Below are 19859 nucleotides of genomic sequence, written 5' to 3'. Positions count from 1 at the left end.
GCGCGCTTGAGGAGGCGCGCCAGGGGAGGCAGCCATGTTTTCGGCCGTGGAGTCACGCCGCCTTTACAGGCAGGTGGCGGATCAGATTCGTCTCATGATAACCCGCGGCGACCTTGCCGTCGGGCACCGGTTGCCGGCCGAGCGCGACCTTGCCGAACAGCTCTCGGTGTCGCGGCCGACGGTGCGCGAAGCGCTGATCGTTCTTGAGGTTGAAGGTCTCGTCAACATCCGCATGGGCTCTGGCATCTATGTCGTGCGCCAGCATGCCGTCGGCGGCACGGGTAGCGAGCGGGAGCCGGTCGAGGGACCCTTCGAGCTGCTGCAGGCACGCGCGATCATCGAATGCGCCATTGCCGAAGAGGCTGCGAGGACTGCAAAGCCCGAGGATATCGAGCGTCTCGATGAGACACTGCAGCGCATGAGCGGCGTGGTCAACGATGCCAGTGCGGTGCTTGCCGCCGACCGTGCTTTTCACACCCGCATCGCCGCAATCGTACAGAATTCCACGCTGATCCGGGTCACCGGCGAAATGTTCGACATGCGCCTGACGCCCTATTTCGAGAAGCTCGCGAGCCACTTCGAGGGGCCGGTCACCTGGCGCTCTGCGGTGGACGAGCACCGCGTCATTCGCAATGCGATCGCCGCTGGCGACGTAGCGGGCGCGAAGGCTGCGATGCGCGCACATCTGACCATGTCGCAGAAGAGATTTTCTGAAAGCTTCGGGGAGGAGTTTTCGGGAGAGGAGGGGCGCGGCCAGAAGGCCGGGCCGAAAAAGGGAATTGCAGTTACTTAAACAGAGCTCAGGAGGAGAGAGCGATGAAAATGAAACTGGCAACGATCGTCTGCACGGCTGCGGCGATCATGGCATCGACGGCAATTGCACATGCACAGACGGTTCTGAAATGGGCCCATGTCTACGAAACCTCGGAACCCTTCCACACGGAATCGGTCTGGGCCGCCGGCGAGATCAACAAGCGTACCAATGGCCGCTACAAGATCGACGTTTTCCCGGCTTCGCAGCTCGGCAAGGAAGCCGACATCAATCAGGGCCTGAAGCTCGGCACCGTCGATATCATCATCTCCGGCTCAAGCTTCGCCGCCCGCGATTACAAGCCGATCGGCGTCACCTATTTCCCCTATATCTTCCGCAGTCCGGAACACCTGATCGCATATACCAAGAGCGACGTCTTCAAGCGCCTCGCCAAGGGCTACGAGGACAAGACCGGCAACCACATTGCCGCCGTCAGCTACTACGGCACTCGCCACACGACCTCCAACAAGCCGATTGCCAAATGCGCCGACATGGCGGGGCTGAAGATCCGCGTGCCCGATGTGCCGGCCTATCTCGCCATGCCGCGCGCCTGCGGCGCCAACACGACACCGATCGCATTCGCGGAAGTCTATCTGGCACTGCAGAACGGTACGGTCGAGGCCCAGGAAAACCCGCTGACGACGATCGAGGCGAAGAAGTTCTACGAGGTTCAGAAGAACATCATCCTGACCGGCCACATCGTCGACCACCTCAACACGGTGGTCTCGAAGACGCTGTGGGCGAGCCTTTCGGACGAAGACAAGAAGATCTTCGGTGACGTCATGCAGGAAGCCGCCGAGCGCACCACCAAGACGATCGAAGGCAAGGAAAACAGCCTGATCGCTACCTTCAAGGAGAAGGGTCTGAACGTCGCCGAGATCGACAAGGCCGATTTCGAGAAGACCGTCATGGACAAGGTGAAGTTCGAGGACTTCGGCTACGACAAGGCCGATTGGGAAGCGATCCGCGCGATTCAGTAAAGCCCGCGGCGCGGCGTCTCCGGGCGCCGCGTCCATTCTTTCCGCAGGGGATCAACGCCGCTCATGACGCAAGAAATTCATACGCAGGTGACCGCCGAAGAGATCGGTCAGGAATTCGAAGGCCACGCGCCGACCGCCAACATTTCCGACTATGCCATCGAGGACTGGATCACGCTGATCGTCTTCTGGCTGATGGCGGGCTGCGTCTTTCTGCAGTTCTTCACCCGCTATGTGCTGAACGACAGCTACGCCTGGACCGAGGAAATCGCCATCAACTGCCTGATTGGCGTCGTTTTCCTCGGCGCAATCATGTGCGTGCGTACCTCGCGCCATATTCAGGTGGACGTCTTCTATCACTATATGCCGGCGCGCCTGGCCCGCGTTCTCGCGACCGTCGTCGATATCGTCCGCATCGGCTTCTTCGCTTACGCCTGCCACCTGATGTGGCGCTATGTGGAGGTTGTTGCCGACGAGCAGATGGTCACCATCGATCTGCCCCGCAACATCGTCTTCTACAGCGTGCTCGTCGCCTTCGTGCTGATGCTGATCCGTGCGGTGATCGTCTTCATCGCCAACATGCGCCGCGGCTACTCGGTTCTCGAGCGCCCCGAAGAATTCCAGACCGTCGAGGGTTGATTCAATGCTGCTGCTTCTTGGCTCTTTTCTGGCGCTGATGCTGATCGGCGTGCCCGTTGCTATCGCGATGGCCGTCGCCTCGGTGCTTTACATTGTTCTCTACGGTGTTGCGCCTGATATCATCGTGGCGCAGCGGATGATCGCCGGCGTCGAGAGTTTCCCGCTGCTCGCGGTTCCCTTCTTCATCCTCGCCGGCAATCTGATGAACTCGGCAGGCGTGACCGGCCGCATCTATTCCTTCGCGGTGGCCCTCGTTGGCTGGATGAAGGGCGGCTTGGCGCAGGTCAATATCATCGGTTCGGTGATCTTCTCCGGCATGTCCGGCACAGCTCTCGCCGATGCCGCCGGTATTGGCACGATCGAGATCAAGGCGATGAAGGACCATGGCTACCCGGTTGAAGCTGCTGTCGGCGTCACAGCCGCCTCGGCGACGCTCGGCCCGATCTTCCCGCCGTCGCTGCCCTTCGTCATCTACGGCATGATGGCCAATGTCTCGATCGGCGCGCTGTTCATGGCCGGCATTCTGCCGGGCATCGTCATGACGCTGCTGATGATGATCACCGTTGCCGGTTTCGCCTATGTCAAACGCTGGGGCTCCGACGCGCCGTTCGACGTCAAACAGCTGCTTTCGGCCGGCATGGAAATCGTCGTGGTTCTCTTGGTGCCGCTGTCGATTTATCTGATGATGCTTGCCGGACTATCGATGAATGCCGCTGCCGGTATCGCGCTCTTGGCGCTGCTCGGGCTCGACTGGTATTTCGGCTTCTCCGCCGTCATGGCGCTGATGACCCCCGTCATCCTGATCGGCGGCATGACGATGGGTTGGTTCACGCCGACAGAAGCGGCCGTCGCGGCCGTTCTCTGGTCGCTGTTCCTCGGCTTGGTGCGCTACCGGACGATGACATTCTCGACACTGGCGAAGGCGAGTTTCGATACGATCGAGACGACGGCTTCGGTGCTTTTCATCGTCACGGCCGCCTCGGTCTTCGCCTGGCTTCTGACCGTCAGTCAGGCAGCGCAGCTGCTGTCGGACGCGATCCTGTCGATCACCGACAACAAGTGGGTGTTCCTGATCCTGGTCAACCTGCTGATGCTCTTCGTCGGCTGCTTCCTGGATACGATTGCGGCGATCACCATTCTGGTGCCGATCCTGCTGCCGATTGTTGTCAAGTTCGGGATCGATCCGGTGCAGTTTGGCCTGATCATGACGTTGAACCTGATGATTGGGCTGCTGCACCCGCCGCTCGGCATGGTGCTGTTCGTGCTCTCGCGCGTGGCCAAGCTCTCGGTGGAGCGGACAACGATCGCCATTCTGCCATGGCTGGTGCCGCTCTTCGTCGCATTGATCTTGATCACCTTTGTGCCGTCTATATCTCTCTGGCTGCCGCAGCAGCTTGGCCTGTTGCGCTAGGAGGATGGGAATGCAGACACGTCTGGCACGGCTTTATGCCAAGGGTGACTTGAGGATCGAGGCGGCTGAGGTTCTTGAACCCGGACCAGGAGAGGTTTTGCTGAAGATGGCCGCCGCAGGTATCTGCGGCTCCGACCTGCATTACTATCAGGACGGCGGCTTCGGCCCCGTCAGGGTTCGGGAGCCGATTATTCCGGGGCATGAAGCGGCGGGAATTGTCGAAAAGGCGGGCGAAGGCGTCGAGCTCAAGGCGGGTACGCTCGTCGCGGTCAATCCGAGCCAGCCCTGCGGCCATTGCGAATATTGCCAGAAGGGCATGCCGATCCATTGCCTGGAAATGCGCTTCATGGGCAGTGCCATGCGGTTGCCGCACGAGCAGGGGATGTTCCGTGAATGGCTGGTAGTGCCGGCCAAGCAGTGCTTCGAAGTCGGGCCGGGAACGAGAGCGGCGGAGGCCGCCTGCAGCGAACCCTTGTCCGTCTGCCTGCATGCCGCCTCGCGGGCGGGAGAGATCAGGGGCAAGCGGGTTCTGGTCACCGGCGCCGGGCCGATTGGCTCCCTGATGGTTGCCGTTGTCAAACATCATGGCGCGGCTGAGATCGTCGTCACCGACCTTGCGGATGCCGCGCTGGAGCGTGCTGTGGCGATGGGCGCAACGCGCGCGGTCAATGTCTCGCAGGGAGCCGGAGCGCTCGCCGAATTCGAGGCCGGCAAGGGCTATTTCGATCTGGTCTTCGAATGCTCGGCGGCGGCCCCGGCGATCCGCAGCGCGATCGCGACGGTGAAGCCGCGCGGGACGATAGTGCAGGTGGGTGTGTCGGGTGAGGTCCCGGTGCCGCTCAATGCCATCGTTGCCAAGGAGTTGCATATCCACGGAACGCAGCGCTTTCACGAGGAATTCGCCACGGCGGTCGCCCTGATCTCAAGCCGGGCGATCGATGTCCGCCCGATCATCAGCCACAGCCTGCCGCTTGCGCAGGCCGATGCTGCTTTCCTGCTGGCGGGCGACAGGAGTGCCGCCTGCAAGGTGCAGCTGACCTTTTAGGCAGGTAGCGCGACACTCAGCCGTTCGGCGTGGGGCTTTAGCGACTCCATGATGCCCGGAAACAGCACGACGCCGTCCTCGAGCGCCTTGCGCTTGCGGGCAAGGCCATTCTCGCCGGGAAGGCGCACACGCGCCACGCCGGGGCGGGGCGGATTGCTGTGGCAGGCGTCAACGAGCCAACCGGTCTGGCGCAGGAAGGCGTCACGGCCGCCGAAGGCATCGGGATCGAAGACCTGAACGGTGACCGCCGCATTGGTGCCCTTCGGCTGATCGACGCGGCCATAGCCGGCGAGGCCCTGGGTAAAGGCTTCGACATGCAGCGCCATGCCATACCCCTTCTGGCCGTGGTCGAGACCGCCGGTTGGAAGAAGCGTGCCGCCGCGCTCGATGACACGTGGGTCACGGCTCGGATTGCCGTTCTCGTCGAGCAGCCAGTCGTGCTCATACTCCCTGCCTTCACGAACCAGCCGCTGCGCCATGTTCACAGTGGTTATCGAGGCGCTGATATCGATGAGAATGGGATCACCGGGTGTCGGGATGCCGTGGGCGACCGGGTTCGGCGTGTAGACGCCCTTGGTGCCGCCGAAGGGGGCGACCTGCGCGCCCGACGGGCTTGAGCTGGCGATGCTGACCATATAGCCGCGGTCCGTGGCAAGCGTCAGATAGGCGGCGAGGCAGCCGATATGATGGCTGTCGGCGATCGTCACGGTGGCCGTTCCATATTGCGCGGCGCGATCGCTGGCGAGCTTGACGGCTTCAGACGTCAGCCAGGCGCCGGGCAGGCGCTTGCCCTTCCAGGCGATCGCCGGACCGCGATCCGAGATAACCTCGGGAGTGCCGGAAACCTTCATCACCCCATCGGCAACGCTCTGCAGATACCAGCCGGCAAGCGCCAGACCATGGGTCGTATGGCCGAGCAGGTCGGCTTCCACGAGATAGCGCGAGACGGCGTCCGCCTTGTCATCCTCAAGGCCTGCGGCTGAAAACAGCGACGTCGCGAAGGCGCGTAGCGCCTCTGCCGGATAGCGTTTGTCTGTCGTCTCGGCCATGTCAGTCTCCGTATTGGCTTGGAAGATCAGCGGGCGAGGAAGCGCGGGTGCAGGATCTCGCCGCGCAAGGTCGCCAGAACATGTTCGGCCGCGATGACCGACATGGCGCGCTTGGCATCGAGCGTGACGCCGGCAACATGCGGCGTGACGATGGTGTTCGGCAGCGAGAAGAGCGGGTTGTCCTTTTCCGGCGGCTCGACGGCAAAGCTATCGAGACCAGCACCGGCAAGCTGTCCGCTCTGCAACGCCACAATCAGCGCCGCTTCGTTGACGACTTCGCCGCGCGCCGTATTCACGAGGTAAGCGCCGCGCTTCATCATGCCGAGCCGCCTGGAGTCGATCAGGTCGCGCGTCTCGGGCGTCAGAGGGCAGTGCAGGCTGACGATGTCGGCGTTTGCCAGCAGTTTGTCGAGATCGGTCTCGCGGGTGACGTCTTCGAAGGCTTCGGCAGGCGTATGCGGATCGAAGGCGGAAATTTCCATGCCGAGCGCCTTCGCCATCCTGCCCAGCGTCTGGCCGATCAAGCCGAAGCCGACGATGCCAAGGCGCTGGCCGCGCAGTTCGCGGCCCAGATACTGGCCCTTGTCCCAGGTGCCGGAGCGGATCAGCGCATCCTGCCGGGAAAAATCCTTCACCAGCGCCATGATCAGAGCCAGCGCGTGCTCAGCGACAGAAATGCCGTTGCTGCCTGTCGTCATCGAAACAGGAATGCCGAGCTCGGCGGCTGCCTTGACGTCGATATCGTTGGTACCGACGCCATGCTTGGCGATGTGGCGGAGGTTGCCGCCTGATGTCATTTCCTCGGGGCCGAGGACATCGGCGAGCAGGCGGATGATGGCGCCCTGGGGCCGGTGCTCCTTCATCAGGGCAATCACCGTAGCGCGGTCGATATAGGGCCTGGTCTGGACGACCTTGACGCCTTCCTTCTCCAGCACCTCGCGGCCTTCGGGCGCAAGTTCTCCTCCGAGAACGAGTACGGTTCTCTGCATGCCTGCCTCCTCATTTCCTCCCGGAAAGCGGCGCAGTCGGCGCCGCCGGGTGCTACGCCGCCTTGCGCGGCGAGCGCGCCATCAGCCGGGCATAAGCGATGGCCGAGAGCATGTTGACGTGATTGGCCTTGCCGGTTCCGGCAATGTCGAAGGCCGTGCCGTGATCGACCGAGACGCGGTCGATCGGCAGGCCGAGCGATACGTTGACGGCGGTCTCGAAGGCCACGAGCTTGATCGGGATATGGCCCTGATCGTGATACTGGGCGATGACCAGATCGAAAGCGCCGTTATAGGCGCGGGCAAAGACGGTATCGGCCGAGATCGGGCCAACGACATCGATGCCCTTGGCCTGCGCCAACTCGACGGCCGGGGCCAGGAATTCGCTATCTTCCGTGCCGAAGAGGCCGTTTTCGCCACAATGCGGGTTGATGCCGGCGACGGCAATGCGCGGCTTCATCCCGAGACGCATGAAGTGGTTGTGGCCAGCCTCGATCGTCGCCAGCACGCGCTCAGTCTTGGCGCGCTCGATGGCGCCGCGCAGCGACACATGGGTGGAGACGTGGATGGTGTTCAGGCGCTCCGAGGCGAGCAGCATAAAGGAGCTCTTCGAGCCCGTCAGATGCGCGAGCAGGCCGGTATGGCCGTCGAAATGATGGCCGGCAAGGTTCATCGCTTCCTTGTTGATCGGCGCGGTGACGATGACGTCGGCTTCGCCCGACATGGCGAGATCGACGGCGCGGCTGATGTATTTCACCGAGGCGTCGCCTGCGACCGGGCTGACCTTGCCGATTTCAGGCAGGGGAGCACCGAGTTCCACTTCGTCGACGGCGATCGTCGAGCCGTCTTCCGAGGCAGTGGGGCCGAAGCGCAGGCTGGTGCCGGTGGCGCGGTCGGCGCGAACGAGCGCTTCCATATTGCCGACGATGACGAAATCCTTGCGCTCGCCAGCCGGCATTGCTGCCAGCGCCTTGACGATCACTTCAGGGCCGACACCAGCGGGATCACCGAGCGTTACCGCCACTTTTGCATTCTTCGTCATCGTCAAATTCCCTTAAAAAGCAGCCTGGTAGATGGCGCGGATATCGTCACGCGCGAGTTCGCGGGGATTATTGTCGAGCAGGCGGCGGATCGCAAAGGCATCGTCCGCCATGGCATCGAGATCATCGGAAGGAACGCCAAGGCCCGAGAGCTTCATCTCGATGCCGAGATCGGCGCAGAAGGCATAGGCAGCGTCGAAGACCGAGCCGACGTCATCGGATGTCTGGTGACCGAGGGCGGCCATCACGGCGCGGGTCTTTTCCGGAACGGATGGCGTGTTGAAGGCCAGCACATGGGGGAAGATCAGCGCGTTGGCGGCGCCATGGGCGACATGCCAGCGGGTGCCGAGCGGATAGGCCAGTGCATGGCCGCCGGCGGTATTGACCGGGCCGAGGCAGAAGCCGCCATAGAGAGAGGCAAGCGACAGACCGGCACGCGCTTCGGCATCGGCACCATCCTTGACGGCGCGGGCGAGATACTTGCCGACAAGGCGGGCGCCTTCGATCGCATAGATATCGATCATCGGATGGGCCTTCCGATTGGTGAAGGCCTCGACGCAATGGGCCATGGCATCGACACCGGTTGCCGCCGTGGTGCGGGCAGGGACGGTGAAGGTAAGAGCGGGATCGATGACCGCAATATCGGCCAGCATGTAAAGGCTTTCGACGGCAAGCTTCGCCTGCGTCGCGGGATCGGTGACGAGGGCGCGGGTGCCAGCCTCGCTGCCAGTGCCCGATGTTGTCGGAACCTGCGCCAGCGCCACCTTGCGCGGGCCGGTCACCTTGTGGGGGCCGACGACCTCGCGCAGCGTTTGCGGCGAACCGGCGAGAACAGCGGCGAGCTTGGCAAGATCCATGGCGCTGCCACCGCCGAAACCGACGATCAGTTCGGCATTGGCGGCGTTCGCGGCGGCCAGCACCTTGTCGAGATTGGCAATGTCAGGTTCGGGGGTGACGTCGGCGAAAACGGAGACGTGGCCCGGCAGTTCAAGCACATCGACACGCGACGCGTTGAAGGCATCGGAGATGACGAGCGTGCGCGTATAGCCCTTGCTTTCCGCCCACTTGCCGAGCTTGCCGGCGGTGCCGACGCCAAACTCGATGACTTCAGGCCTGACAACCGTGATGGGCGAATCCAGACTGACCATGAACACGGCTCCTCCATAAATGCGGCCAAAGCCGTTATTGATGTAAAGTTGTTATATCAACTGCACGTTTCTGGCAATAAGCGAGGCGATGGTTTTTCAGCAGTTTTGCGGAAACGTTCTGATATGGATCCGATAAAGCAGCATAAATAACCATAAAATCAGTATGTTGATGGCCTTCATTCTGCGCCATCAACAGTGATGTCGCAGATCAAGTCAATTCTCTTTGCCTGCGAAATCACTTGTAAATAGAGAGGCCGATCCCGTGCCAGAGGGCACGGGATCGGCTGATTGGACGGCTCAAACCGCTACATCGCTTGGCAGGCGAACATATTTGATCGCGCGGCGATAATAGGTGTAGGCGATGTGCAATTCTCCATCCGGCCCCTCGGTGATCGAGGGATAGGAGAATTCCCGGTTGAGCGAGTCCTTGGAGTTGTTGCTGAGGCAATAGCCGTCGCCGGTATCGAGATCAATATGGCTATCGAAGCTCTTGCCGCCATTGGTGGAGATTGCCAGGCTGAGCGGTGCGCGCGGAACACCCCACACGGCCTTTCGCCTTGTTTCTGCTGCGCTTTCTGTGGCTTTCGCCTCGCCCTTATCGCTTTCGATCTCGTCGTAGAGCGACTCGCGGCGCGCATCCGATGTCTCGGCATTGCTGTGGTTGTAAACCATCGCAATTCGCCCGTCCGCCAGCTTGGTTGCCTGGATCGACGAGTTGTTGTTCGGCAGGTTGACCGGCTTCGGCGCCGACCAGCTCTCGCCATTGTCATCCGATTCCGAGGAAAGAACATGTTCGGAAAAACGGTTGCGGAAGAAAGCGACCATTTTACTTCCGTTGAGTGGGATGATGTTCATGTGGACGGCGCCAAGGCTGTCCGGCACGTCGACCATCGCCCAGCTCTCGCCCTGATCGCGCGACACCAGAACACCTGCCGTGTCTGCATCGCCGCTCCAGCGCTGGCCAGGCAGGCTCACACAGCGGAATGCCGGCAGAAGCCAGGTTCCCACGGAGTTGACGATGACGGGCTGGCGCACGAAAGTGCCGGGCAGATCGCAGAGAACGCGGGCGGATCCGAACGTCTTGCCGCCATCCTCGGAGATGCGGCACTTTACAATTGACCCATCCTGGTCGCCAGATGTCTGCGACGTGTAAAGTAGCCAGACTTTTCCGTCGGGGGCCTTGAAAATCAGCGGATTCTGCTCGGATTTTGCCGGATCGTCGGAGAGCTTTTCGGCTTCCGACCATTGATCCGACCCCGGGGCGAGGCGCGACATGTAAACGGAAATGTCGCCCATTCCCTCCATTGTCCCGCCAAACCAGACGCAGGTCAGCGTGCCATCGGGCAGGAAGGCCAGGTTGGCGGCATGGTTCTGGATGCAGGGTGACGGCAGGTAGGCGTCGGCCCGGCCGGGCTGCGCCGGATTGGGGCCGATCTTTCCGTTCATCAGCGCCGGAACGGCTTCCGGCGGGAGCGCGGTAAAGCTCATGACATCCTCCTCACGGCAGCTGCGCGTAACCTTCGGAAAGGGCGGCGTAATCGGCGTCACTGAGGGCAACGAGCGGCGGGCGGGTGCGCTTCCAGGCGGTATTGCCGGTCTTCAGGCCGACCATCGCCTTGATCGTCGGGATCTGGACGTAGGAGTTGGAGAGCGTACGGTAGGCATTGATGCGGGCCTGGGCCTTCTCGACCTTGTCGGCCTGCGCTTCGTCATGGACATGATCGTAAACGGCGCGCAGCGAGTCGGCGACGAGGTTGGAGGTCGCCGTGATGCAGCCGGCGCCGCCGGCCTTGAGGAGCGGCAGCAGCAGCGGATCGGCGCCACAGAGAACCGAGAAATCCGGATAGGCGGCGATGATCGCCTGCATGTTGTTGAAATCGCCTGCAGATTCCTTGATGCCGACGACGGTGTCAGGGAAAGCCTCGATGAGGCGGCCGATCAGCGGAACGGACAGCGGAATGCCGGAGACCTGCGGGATGTGATAGAGGATCACCTGCAGACGGTTGTCGTTGATGCCTTCGAAAATAGCCGAATAGGCGTTGAAGAGGCCGTCATCGGTCACGCCCTTGTAGTAGAAGGGCGGCAGCATCACGACCTTGGTGACGCCAAGCGAAAGCGCATGCTTTGTCAGCTCGATCGTTTCGGGAATGGCGGCAACGCCGGTGCCCGGAAGGAGCTTGTCAGGCGAGATGCCCGCCTTCAGCGCGGCTTCGAGCAGCATGCGGCGCTCGGCGATCGAAAAGGAGTTCGCTTCGCCTGTCGTGCCGAGCAGGGCAACGCCGTGGCAGCCTTCGTCCAGCAGGCGCTTGCAATGCTCGGTGAAGAGCGCGACGTCAGGGCTGGCGTCGGCGTTCAAGGGCGTGGTGGCGGCGCTGAAAACGCCGGTGATCTTATGATTGCTCAAAGCATCCTCCTCTGCAGCGTGATGCTGCTCCTGGCACTTGCCGTGCGTGACTTTTCCTCGAAATGATAAGTTGTTGTCAATCTTACAAGCTGCGTCAGAATGACGTTGGTATTTTATCTATATGAAATTAAATGATAAAAATTTTTTGCGTGGATTTGAAAGTTGAAAACGGCAAATTTGGATTGACAGATTTACATTATCGCGCAAATCTCAGGAGCATTGTAAGGCGTCCGGCTCGGGGAGGGTTTTCGAGTACGCGCTGTTTTGCCCATGGGAGGAATGTATGACAGACCGCAATGACAAGAATGCTTCCACGGTTTCGCGCCGCGACGCGCTGAAGCTCGGTCTCGCCGCCGGCGTCGGCTTCACGCTGTTCGGCATGAGCGCCCGCATCGTTATGGCCGAGGACGGCCAGGTGCTGAAGGCCATCAACCCGGCCTTCGATCAGGACTGGTCGCCGCTGCGCGGCGGTGGCCGTACGTTCCGCTGGAATTCGTTCTGGTGGGCCTCGCCGATGTATTTCGACGCCGAAGGCAAGCTCAATCCCTACGTCTTCACCAGCTGGGAATCCCCGGACAAGAAGGTCTGGACCTTCAAGATCGATCCGAAGGCTGTTTTCTCCGACGGCAGCAAGATCACCGCGGCCGACGTCAAGGGTTCGTGGGAAGTCGCTTCCCGCCCGAACACCAAGAGCCAGCGCGCCGATCAGGTCATGGGCAAGGTCGATGGTTACAAGGACGTCGCCGGCGGTTCGGCCACCGAGATCTCGGGCGTTGCCACGCCGGATGAAGGCACCGTCGTCGTCACGCTGACGGAAGCCGACCCGATCTTTTTCATGCGCCTTGCCAACCACATCATCCCGATCACCAAGGCTTCGCAGTCCAAGGGCAGCGATGGCGAGGAAGTGGCTGACTGGTACAAGCCCGACAACAGCGCCGTCTATTCCGGCCCGTTCAAGCTGACTGCGCTCGATATCGACGCCGGCACGCTGACCTTCGAGCCGAACGAGAACTTCTTCGGCACCAAGCCGAAGCTTGCCCGCATCGAGATCGCCTCGATCGAAGACAACGTCACGGCAACGCAGCTCATCAAGTCGGGCGAATACAATGCCCATACCGAGCTCGTCACCTCGACCATCATCCAGGACCTCGGCCCGGAATTCTCCGCCGGCCCGATCATTCCGACCAGCCAGCACTTCTGGTTCAACGTCAAGCGCGCGCCGATGGACGATCCGAAGGTTCGCCAGGCGCTGATCATGGCGATCGACCGCGACGGTCTCTTCAAGGCATCCTATCCGGATGGTCCGCACAAGAAGGTCGACCAGATCCTGAACTCGGTCCCGGGTGCCGATAATTCCGGCTTCGAGCCCTATCCCTACGATCCTGAGGGCGCCAAGAAGCTGCTCGCCGAATCCAGCTACGGCGGTCCCGATCGCCTGCCGAAGATCATGTTCGTCGGCATCTCGGCTCCGGCTATCCAGGCTGCCGCCCAGTTCATCGCCGAGCAGTGGCGCCAGAACCTCGGCATCACCGCCGTCGACATGAAGCCGCAGCAGGACTCCTATGCCGGTCCGGACCAGAACTCGGTCCAGATCTTCCGCGACGACGTCGGCACCCGCGTGCCGGATGCCGTGTCCTATCTCTCGGGCTGCATCGCCTCCACCTCGTCCAACGCCCAGAACAAGCTCGGCGGTTACAAAAACGACAAGGTGGATGCGGCTCTCGCAGAAGCAGCTACCAAGGCTGCTGACGATCCTGACCGCATCAAGCTCGCCCAGGATGCCCAGAAGGCATTCCGTGACGATTGGGCGTTCATTCCGTGGTATTCTCAGGCCATGTCCCGCTGGGCAACCAAGGACGTCAAGGGCATGGAGAAGAACCTCGACTGGCAGGTCGTCGCTCCCTGGGACGTATCGGTCGGCTGATTGAGACGGCAAAGCCGGTCTCTCCAGCCCCCAAGCAACCGCGCGAAGGCCTCAGGGTCTTCGCGCAAGTTTCAAGAAAAGGTGCGGTCCGCGTCAGTTTGCGGAGAACGTTCCTGACAACAGGTGGGAGGTGGCCTTGCTTCGCTACGTGTTAACGCGATTTGCCATCTGGATTCCGTCGGTTCTCGTCGTCATGCTTGCCGTCTATGCGATGGCATTCTACGGCGCCGGCGATCCGATCAAGCTGATCTTTCTTCGTGCGCCAGGCGACGTCGCTTATAATCCGGAGCGCATCGAAGCCATCCGCGAAAGTGCTGGCCTCAACAAGCCCTTCATCGAGCAGTTCGGCTATTACATCTGGAACCTGCTACATGGCCAGTTCGGCAATTCGCTGACCTCAGGCCGTTCGGTCTGGGCCATGGTGTCTGCTGCAGCGCCTGTGTCCTTCAAGCTGGCGCTCTGTTCCATCATCCTGACGGCGGTCGTTGCGATCCCGCTCGGGATGATCGCCGCGCTGAACCAGAATTCCCGCATCGACTACACGATCATCGGCTCGGCGCTGTTCCTCTGGGCGATCCCGGCCTATGTCGCCGGTCCGCTGCTGATGGTCGGCCTCATCGTGCTCCTGCCGATGATCAAGGTGCCCTATGGCTGGGGCGGCGTCTTCGACGTGCGCATCATCCTGCCGCTGATCGTCTTGTCCTTCCAGCCGATCGCGCTGATCGTGCGCCAGACACGCGCTGCCGTCATCGAGGTGCTGTCGGAAGATTTCGTCCGCACCGCCCGCGCCAAGGGCGTTCCTGAACTGGTCGTGGCGCTGAAGCATATTCTGCGGCCCGTCCTGACGCCCGTCGTCACCCAGCTCGGCCTCATAATGATCACCATCGTCAACGGCGCGATCTTCGTCGAGCTGGTCTTCGGTCTGCCCGGCCTTGGACGCTTGACCGTGCAGGCGCTGACCAACTCGGACTACCCCGTCATCCTCGCGATCACGCTGATCGGATCCTTCCTCGTCATGGTCTCGAACCTGCTCGTCGATGTGCTCTATCCGATGCTTGATCCGCGCGCCAACGATGCAAGAAGGAGCCGCTGACCATGTCCGCCATCCCTCTCTCGACAATCGAAACTGCCGATGAACCGCCGGTCAGCCTGTGGCGTGACGCCTGGTTCCGCCTGAAGCGCAACAAGCTTGCGGTTTTTGGCCTTGCCGTCGTCCTGATCCTGGCATTTGCCGCGATCTTCGGCCCTTACCTGACGCCTTACGACTATCTCAGCCAGGATCTGCAGGCGCGCAACGCCGCCCCGTCCATGGCGCATCTGTTCGGAACCGACGATCTCGGCCGTGACGTCTTCAGCCGCGTTGTCTTCGGCACGCGCACGGCGTTTCTCGTCGCCGTGGTCGTGACCTTCATCGCCGTACTGATCGGGCTAACGCTCGGCGCCGTCGCGGGCTTCTTCGGCAATCCGTTCGACCGCGTCATCATGTGGCTGACCGACGTCACCATGTCGGTGCCGAACCTGCTGCTGGTCGTCGTTATCAACGCATCGCTGAAGTCGCCGATCACCAACTGGATGGAAGCGCAATATCAGGCGACCCTCAATCCCTTCTACCGCCAGACGATCTGGGTTGATTTCCTGCTGGTCTTCGGTTCGATGGCGCTGATTTCCTGGCCGCCCTATGCACGCCTCGTCCGCGCCCAGGTGCTGTCGATCCGCAGCCGGCCCTATATTACCGCCGCGCAGGCACTCGGTCTTTCCAATTGGGTCATCATCAAGCGTTACGTGATCCCGAATGCGCTCGGTCCGCTGATCGTTTCGGTCAGCGCCGGTCTCGGCACCGCGATGGTTCTGGAAAGCGCTTTCTCGTTCCTCGGCGTCGGCGTCAACCCGCCGACCCCCAGCTGGGGCAACATGATCTCGGATGGTCTGCGCGTCTGGCAGCACTATCCGCATCTACTCGCCGCTCCGGCGGCCGTGCTCGGCCTTGCCTCGGTTGCCTTCAGCTTCCTCGGCGACGGTCTCAACGACGCGCTCAACCCGCGGGGCAACAAGTGATGAACACGAAGACATCAGAACGCCTTCTCGACGTCCGCGATCTCACCGTCGAGATCGATGGCCGCAACGGCCCCGCCGTCGTCGTCGATGGCATCGATCTCTATGTCAACAAGGGCGAGACCCTCGGCGTCGTCGGCGAATCCGGCTGCGGCAAGAGTCTGACAATGCTCTCGCTCATGCGATTGCTGCCGAACAAGATCAAGGTCACCAAGGGCAGCGCCGCCTTCGATGGCCGCGACCTGCAGAAGATGTCGAATTCCGAGCTGCGCAAGGTGCGCGGCGGCGATATCGGCTTCGTCTTCCAGGATCCGATGACCTCGCTGAACCCGGTCATGCGCGTTGGAGCGCAAATCTGCGAGCCGCTGATCTATCACCGCAAGATGAGCAAGGCGGAGGCACGTACCCGCGCCATCGAACTGCTGCGCCTCGTCGGCATTCCCGGCCCGGAAGAACGGCTGATGGCCTATCCTCACGAGCTCTCCGGCGGCATGCGCCAGCGTGTGATGATCGCCATCGGCCTTGCCTGCAATCCTAAGCTCCTGATCGCCGACGAGCCGACGACGGCGCTCGACGTTACCATCCAGGCCCAGATCGTCGATCTGGTGAAGGATCTGCGCGCCAAGCTCGGCATGTCTGTCGTCTGGATCACTCACGATCTGGCGCTGATCGCCGGTCTGGTCGATCGCGTTGCCGTGCTTTATGCCGGTACCGTCGTTGAAGACGCGCCCGTCGACGAGCTCTATGCCCGTCCGAGCCATCCGTATACGCGCGGCCTTTTGGCCTCGATCCCGAAGCTCTCGGACGCGCCGACGAGCCGTCTCTCCTCGATCGGCGGAACACCACCGGAACCCGGCCGCCGCCCGAAGGGCTGCCCGTTCGCGCCGCGCTGTCCGCTGGCGGAAGCCATCTGCCATGAGCGGGTGCCGAAGCTCGAGCCTGTTGCAGGTGCCGGAAACCACCGCGCCGCATGTTTCGTCGTCCAAAAAATGCAGGAGGCTGCGTGATGGGTGCTCAACCGCTTCTGAAGGTCGAAAACCTCGTCAAGCATTTCCACGTTAAGCTCGGCGCCTTCGGCGACCGCTCCGCGACGGTTTATGCGCTCGACAACGTCAACCTCGACATCATGGAAGGCGAGACGCTGAGCCTCGTCGGAGAGTCCGGCTGCGGCAAGTCCACGACCGGTTTCACCATTCTCAACCTCTACAAGGCGACTTCGGGCCGCGTGGTCTATAAGGGCCAGGATCTGGCGACGCTCGACGAGAAGCAGATGCGGCCCTTCCGCCGCGACCTGCAGATCGTCTTCCAGGACCCGTATTCGACGCTCAATCCGCGTATGACCATCGGTGAGGCGATCGGCGAGCCGATCCTCTTCCACAAGCTCTGCACCAAGGCTGAGTTGAAGGACAGGATCGCCGCGCTGCTGACCGACGTCGGCCTGCCGACGCGCTTTGCGCAGCGCTACCCGCACGAACTGTCCGGCGGACAGCGCCAGCGCGTTGTCATTGCCCGCGCTCTCGCCTGTCAGCCGAAATTCATCGTCTGCGACGAAGCGATTTCGGCGCTCGACGTTTCGATCCAGGCGCAGATCATCAACCTGCTGCTCGATCTGCAGGACAAGTACGGCCTGACCTACCTCTTCATCGCCCACGACCTTGCCGTCGTGCGCTACATCAGCACTCGCGTCGGCGTCATGTATCTCGGCCGTCTGGCCGAGCTCGCAAGCCGCGAGGAGCTGTTCGACAACCCGCTGCATCCCTATACCAAGGCGCTGCTTTCGGCAGTTCCCGAGACCGATCCGGAGCATGAACGCACCCGCCAGCGGCAGATCCTGCAAGGTGACGTTCCGAGCCCGCTCAACCCTCCCTCCGGCTGCCGTTTCCACACGCGCTGCCCTGTGGCGATGGACGTCTGTTCGAAAGTCATTCCGGATTGGAAGGAAGCCAAGCCGGGTCACCTGGTCGCCTGCCACGCCGTCAACACGGGACAGACTGCATGACGTTGAAAGCTGCCATCATCGCCGACGACCTGACGGGCGCGCTGGATACCGGCACCCCCTTCGTGGACGCCGGGCTTTCGGTGGCGGTGGCAATCGATGTCGAGACCGCCGATGAGGCGCTTGCGGCCGGAACGGATATTGTCGTTATCAACACGGCGTCGCGGGCTTTGTCCGAGGACGAGGCGGCCGGACGTGTTCGGCTTGCAGCCAAGGCGCTGAGCGCCCGGCAGCCCGGTATCGTGATGAAAAAGATCGACTCTCGGCTGAAGGGCAATGTCGCTGCGGAGTCCGCGGCTCTTGCGGACGCGCTCGGCCTTGCCAGGATCGTTGTCGCTCCTGCCATTCCCGATCAGGACCGCACCACCTATCGCGGCTTTGTCGTCGGCCGCGGCGTCGAAAAGCCTATCCCGGTTGCCGATCTCTTCGCCGGACGCGAACTCGATATCTCGGTTGCCGACGCCGAAAGCGATTATGATCTCGATGATATCGTTCTCGCCAACGATTGGGCTTTGGTCCTGGGTGTGGGCGCACGCGGCCTCGGCTCGGCGCTTGCCCGAAAGCTTGGCCGGAGCGGTGGCCAGCCGCTGCCGTTCGAAGCATCGCGCCGCACGCTCTTTGCCTTTGGATCGCGTGACCCGATCACATCGGCACAGATGAACCGGCTGGAAGCCTCCGGCACGCTGCGCGCCACAATCGATGCGCCAATGGGCACGGTCGAATGCGGCGAGGGCCTTGCCCTTCCCGTACTGCTCCGCTGCAGCGGCGAAATCTCCGGAGACGGCGCGGCTGTCGCCCGGCGTTTCGCTGGCGGCGTCAAGGCCGTCATCGACGACACCAAGCCCGACATGCTGATGGTTGGCGGCGGCGACACGGCGCTTGCGGTCTTTCGCGAACTCGGCATCCGCACATTGATGCCGAAGGGTGAGATCGAGGCTGGCGTGCCGTGGTTCGACGTTGCGGCTGCTGATGGACGGCATTTCCGGTGTGCGGTGAAATCCGGGGGCTTCGGCAATTCCGAGAGTCTGCTAAGACTGGTTCCACGGAATCAGGCGGCTTGAGCATGAGACCGACGGGGAGAATGGGCGTGGATGAAGCAAATGGCGCATCGCTGAATGCGGGGAACGGTCCGGCGGCAAAGCCGGAACGCGGCAAGGCCGTGAAGCTCGTCGATCGCGTCTTCGATCAGATCCTCGAGCGCATCCGCGCCGGCAACTATCCGCCGGATTCGCGCCTGCCCGGCGAACACGAACTTGCGTCGATGCTCGGCGTCTCGCGCCCGATCGTTCGCGATGCGCTGGCAAAGCTGCGCGAGCAGGGCACCGTTTACGCGCGCCAGGGCGCCGGCACCTTCGTCAGCGCCCACGGCTCGCCGACGACGCAGCTTGCCTACTCGCCGGTCAAGACGATCGCCGATATCCAGCGCTGCTATGAATTCCGCCTGACGATCGAGCCTGCGGCTGCCTATTTCGCGGCCAAGCGGCGCGATGAGCCGGCGATCCAGAAGATCGCCTCGGCGCTGTCGGATCTGCGCGAAGCAACGAGCCACCAGCTGCACCGCAGCGATGCGGATTTCGTCTTCCACCGCTGCGTCGCCGAGGCGGCGAACAATCACTATTACACCGCCTCGCTCGACGCGCTGAAGCCGCATATCGCGGTCGGCATGCATCTGCACGGCCTGTCGCTGCTCGGCCCGCGCCAGGGTCTCGAGCAGGTCTACGAAGAGCACAACGAAATCTACAGGGCTGTCGCCGAGGGGCGCGCCGACGATGCGCGCAACCTGATGCAGACCCACCTTGAAGGGTCGCGTGACCGCTTGTTCGAGGGCAGGGCGCTCGATCTGTCTTTCAAATAGCGCGTTTGCTGATATCCGGGATAGCGCAAGCCTCGCCGCCGCCGAAGATGCGCGAGCGGGTGAGAAAGCGTTTCTCCCGTCCGTTGTCCAGCGAGAACATGCCCCCGCGTCCCGGTACGACGTCGATGATCAGCTGCGTGTGTTTCCACGCCTCGAACTGGCTGGCACTGATATAGACCGGCACGCCGCCGATCTCACCGAGCTTGACGTCGGAATCCCCGATCATGAATTCGTTCGACGGGTAGCACATCGGCGATGACCCGTCGCAGCAGCCGCCGGATTGGTGGAACAGGATATCAGGGTGATCCACGCGGATCTCTCCGATCAGATCGAGCGCAGCGTCGGTTGCCAGTACGCGCGGTTCGCCTTCTATTGTGTCTTCCATTTGGTTCCTCCCTTTGACGAGGAGAGGAAACCCCTCCCCAACCCCTCCCCACAAGGGGGAGGGGCTAGTATGTTGCACGCGTCTCACTCCTATCAACGTCCCATTCGCGGAGATGTTGCCGAGGGATGAGACGGTGC

19 protein-coding genes are annotated in these 19859 nt (G+C 62.2%); 12 read left to right on the top strand and 7 right to left on the bottom strand.

Annotated features, from left to right (window positions below):
• Positions 1–34 precede the first annotated feature (34 nt).
• The 5 genes from AC1DV9_RS00495 (at position 35) to AC1DV9_RS00475 (ending at position 4883) form a co-directional block, all read left to right on the top strand.
• Positions 35–793, top strand: a complete 759-nt coding sequence (locus AC1DV9_RS00495) for a FadR/GntR family transcriptional regulator (RefSeq protein WP_477945523.1) — start codon at positions 35–37, stop codon at positions 791–793.
• A gap of 23 nt (positions 794–816) precedes the next feature.
• On the top strand, positions 817–1791 hold the full coding sequence (locus AC1DV9_RS00490) for a sialic acid TRAP transporter substrate-binding protein SiaP (RefSeq protein WP_112446004.1): 975 nt from the start codon (positions 817–819) through the stop codon (positions 1789–1791).
• A 63-nt stretch (positions 1792–1854) separates the two neighbouring features.
• Positions 1855–2427 carry a TRAP transporter small permease gene (locus AC1DV9_RS00485; protein ID WP_112514858.1) on the top strand — a complete coding sequence of 191 codons (573 nt, stop codon included), beginning with the start codon at positions 1855–1857 and terminating at the stop codon, positions 2425–2427.
• Between the two features lie 4 nt (positions 2428–2431).
• A complete protein-coding gene (locus AC1DV9_RS00480; protein ID WP_477945521.1) occupies positions 2432–3838 on the top strand; it encodes a TRAP transporter large permease in 1407 nt (468 codons plus the stop codon).
• A gap of 10 nt (positions 3839–3848) precedes the next feature.
• Positions 3849–4883: an L-idonate 5-dehydrogenase gene (locus tag AC1DV9_RS00475; protein WP_477945519.1), complete on the top strand. Its 1035-nt coding sequence runs from the start codon at positions 3849–3851 to the stop codon at positions 4881–4883.
• Here AC1DV9_RS00475 and AC1DV9_RS00470 read toward each other — a convergent pair.
• The 6 genes from AC1DV9_RS00470 to AC1DV9_RS00445 form a co-directional block, all read right to left on the bottom strand.
• Positions 4880–5932 carry an Ldh family oxidoreductase gene (locus tag AC1DV9_RS00470; RefSeq protein ID WP_477945518.1) on the bottom strand — a complete coding sequence of 351 codons (1053 nt, stop codon included), beginning with the start codon at positions 5930–5932 and terminating at the stop codon, positions 4880–4882. The genes AC1DV9_RS00475 and AC1DV9_RS00470 overlap by 4 nt on opposite strands.
• 26 nt (positions 5933–5958) lie before the next feature.
• Entirely contained in the window at positions 5959–6921 is a 963-nt protein-coding gene (locus AC1DV9_RS00465) for a hydroxyacid dehydrogenase (RefSeq protein ID WP_477945516.1), read from the bottom strand.
• A gap of 52 nt (positions 6922–6973) precedes the next feature.
• The gene (pdxA, locus tag AC1DV9_RS00460; RefSeq protein WP_477945514.1) at positions 6974–7960 is read right to left on the bottom strand and encodes a 4-hydroxythreonine-4-phosphate dehydrogenase PdxA; all 987 of its coding nucleotides are present in this window, start codon (positions 7958–7960) and stop codon (positions 6974–6976) included.
• 12 nt (positions 7961–7972) lie between these two features.
• Positions 7973–9106, bottom strand: coding sequence for an iron-containing alcohol dehydrogenase (locus AC1DV9_RS00455; protein ID WP_477945512.1), 1134 nt, complete (start codon positions 9104–9106; stop codon positions 7973–7975).
• A 297-nt stretch (positions 9107–9403) separates the two neighbouring features.
• Positions 9404–10594: a sialidase family protein gene (locus AC1DV9_RS00450; protein WP_477945510.1), complete on the bottom strand. Its 1191-nt coding sequence runs from the start codon at positions 10592–10594 to the stop codon at positions 9404–9406.
• Positions 10595–10604: 10 nt separating this feature from the next.
• Positions 10605–11510 (bottom strand): dihydrodipicolinate synthase family protein, encoded by a 906-nt coding sequence (locus AC1DV9_RS00445; RefSeq protein WP_477945508.1) that lies wholly within the window; start codon positions 11508–11510, stop codon positions 10605–10607.
• 283 nt (positions 11511–11793) lie between these two features.
• Between AC1DV9_RS00445 and AC1DV9_RS00440 the strand changes: the two genes are divergently transcribed.
• The 7 genes from AC1DV9_RS00440 to AC1DV9_RS00410 all read left to right on the top strand — a co-directional run bounded on the left by AC1DV9_RS00440 (position 11794) and on the right by AC1DV9_RS00410 (position 19337).
• Positions 11794–13434 (top strand): ABC transporter substrate-binding protein, encoded by a 1641-nt coding sequence (locus tag AC1DV9_RS00440; RefSeq protein ID WP_477945507.1) that lies wholly within the window; start codon positions 11794–11796, stop codon positions 13432–13434.
• Positions 13435–13570: 136 nt separating this feature from the next.
• Positions 13571–14527, top strand: coding sequence for an ABC transporter permease (locus tag AC1DV9_RS00435; RefSeq protein ID WP_112388991.1), 957 nt, complete (start codon positions 13571–13573; stop codon positions 14525–14527).
• 2 nt (positions 14528–14529) lie between these two features.
• Positions 14530–15489 (top strand): ABC transporter permease, encoded by a 960-nt coding sequence (locus AC1DV9_RS00430; RefSeq protein WP_112388254.1) that lies wholly within the window; start codon positions 14530–14532, stop codon positions 15487–15489.
• A complete protein-coding gene (locus tag AC1DV9_RS00425; RefSeq protein ID WP_112388253.1) occupies positions 15489–16493 on the top strand; it encodes an ABC transporter ATP-binding protein in 1005 nt (334 codons plus the stop codon). The genes AC1DV9_RS00430 and AC1DV9_RS00425 overlap by 1 nt, the downstream gene beginning before the upstream one ends.
• Positions 16493–17485: an ABC transporter ATP-binding protein gene (locus AC1DV9_RS00420; RefSeq protein WP_477945505.1), complete on the top strand. Its 993-nt coding sequence runs from the start codon at positions 16493–16495 to the stop codon at positions 17483–17485. The genes AC1DV9_RS00425 and AC1DV9_RS00420 overlap by 1 nt, the downstream gene beginning before the upstream one ends.
• Positions 17482–18543 (top strand): four-carbon acid sugar kinase family protein, encoded by a 1062-nt coding sequence (locus tag AC1DV9_RS00415; RefSeq protein ID WP_477944027.1) that lies wholly within the window; start codon positions 17482–17484, stop codon positions 18541–18543. Before AC1DV9_RS00420 ends, AC1DV9_RS00415 begins: the two co-directional genes overlap by 4 nt.
• A gap of 26 nt (positions 18544–18569) precedes the next feature.
• Entirely contained in the window at positions 18570–19337 is a 768-nt protein-coding gene (locus AC1DV9_RS00410; RefSeq protein ID WP_310291159.1) for a FadR/GntR family transcriptional regulator, read from the top strand.
• Here the strand turns inward: AC1DV9_RS00410 and AC1DV9_RS00405 are convergent.
• On the bottom strand, positions 19330–19722 hold the full coding sequence (locus AC1DV9_RS00405) for a DUF779 domain-containing protein (protein WP_477945503.1): 393 nt from the start codon (positions 19720–19722) through the stop codon (positions 19330–19332). The two genes, AC1DV9_RS00410 and AC1DV9_RS00405, sit on opposite strands and share 8 nt — an antisense overlap.
• Positions 19723–19859 lie beyond the last annotated feature (137 nt).

This window comes from Rhizobium sp. 01L410 (assembly GCF_056400165.1).
This window is presented reverse-complemented; position numbering and strand designations above follow the sequence as displayed.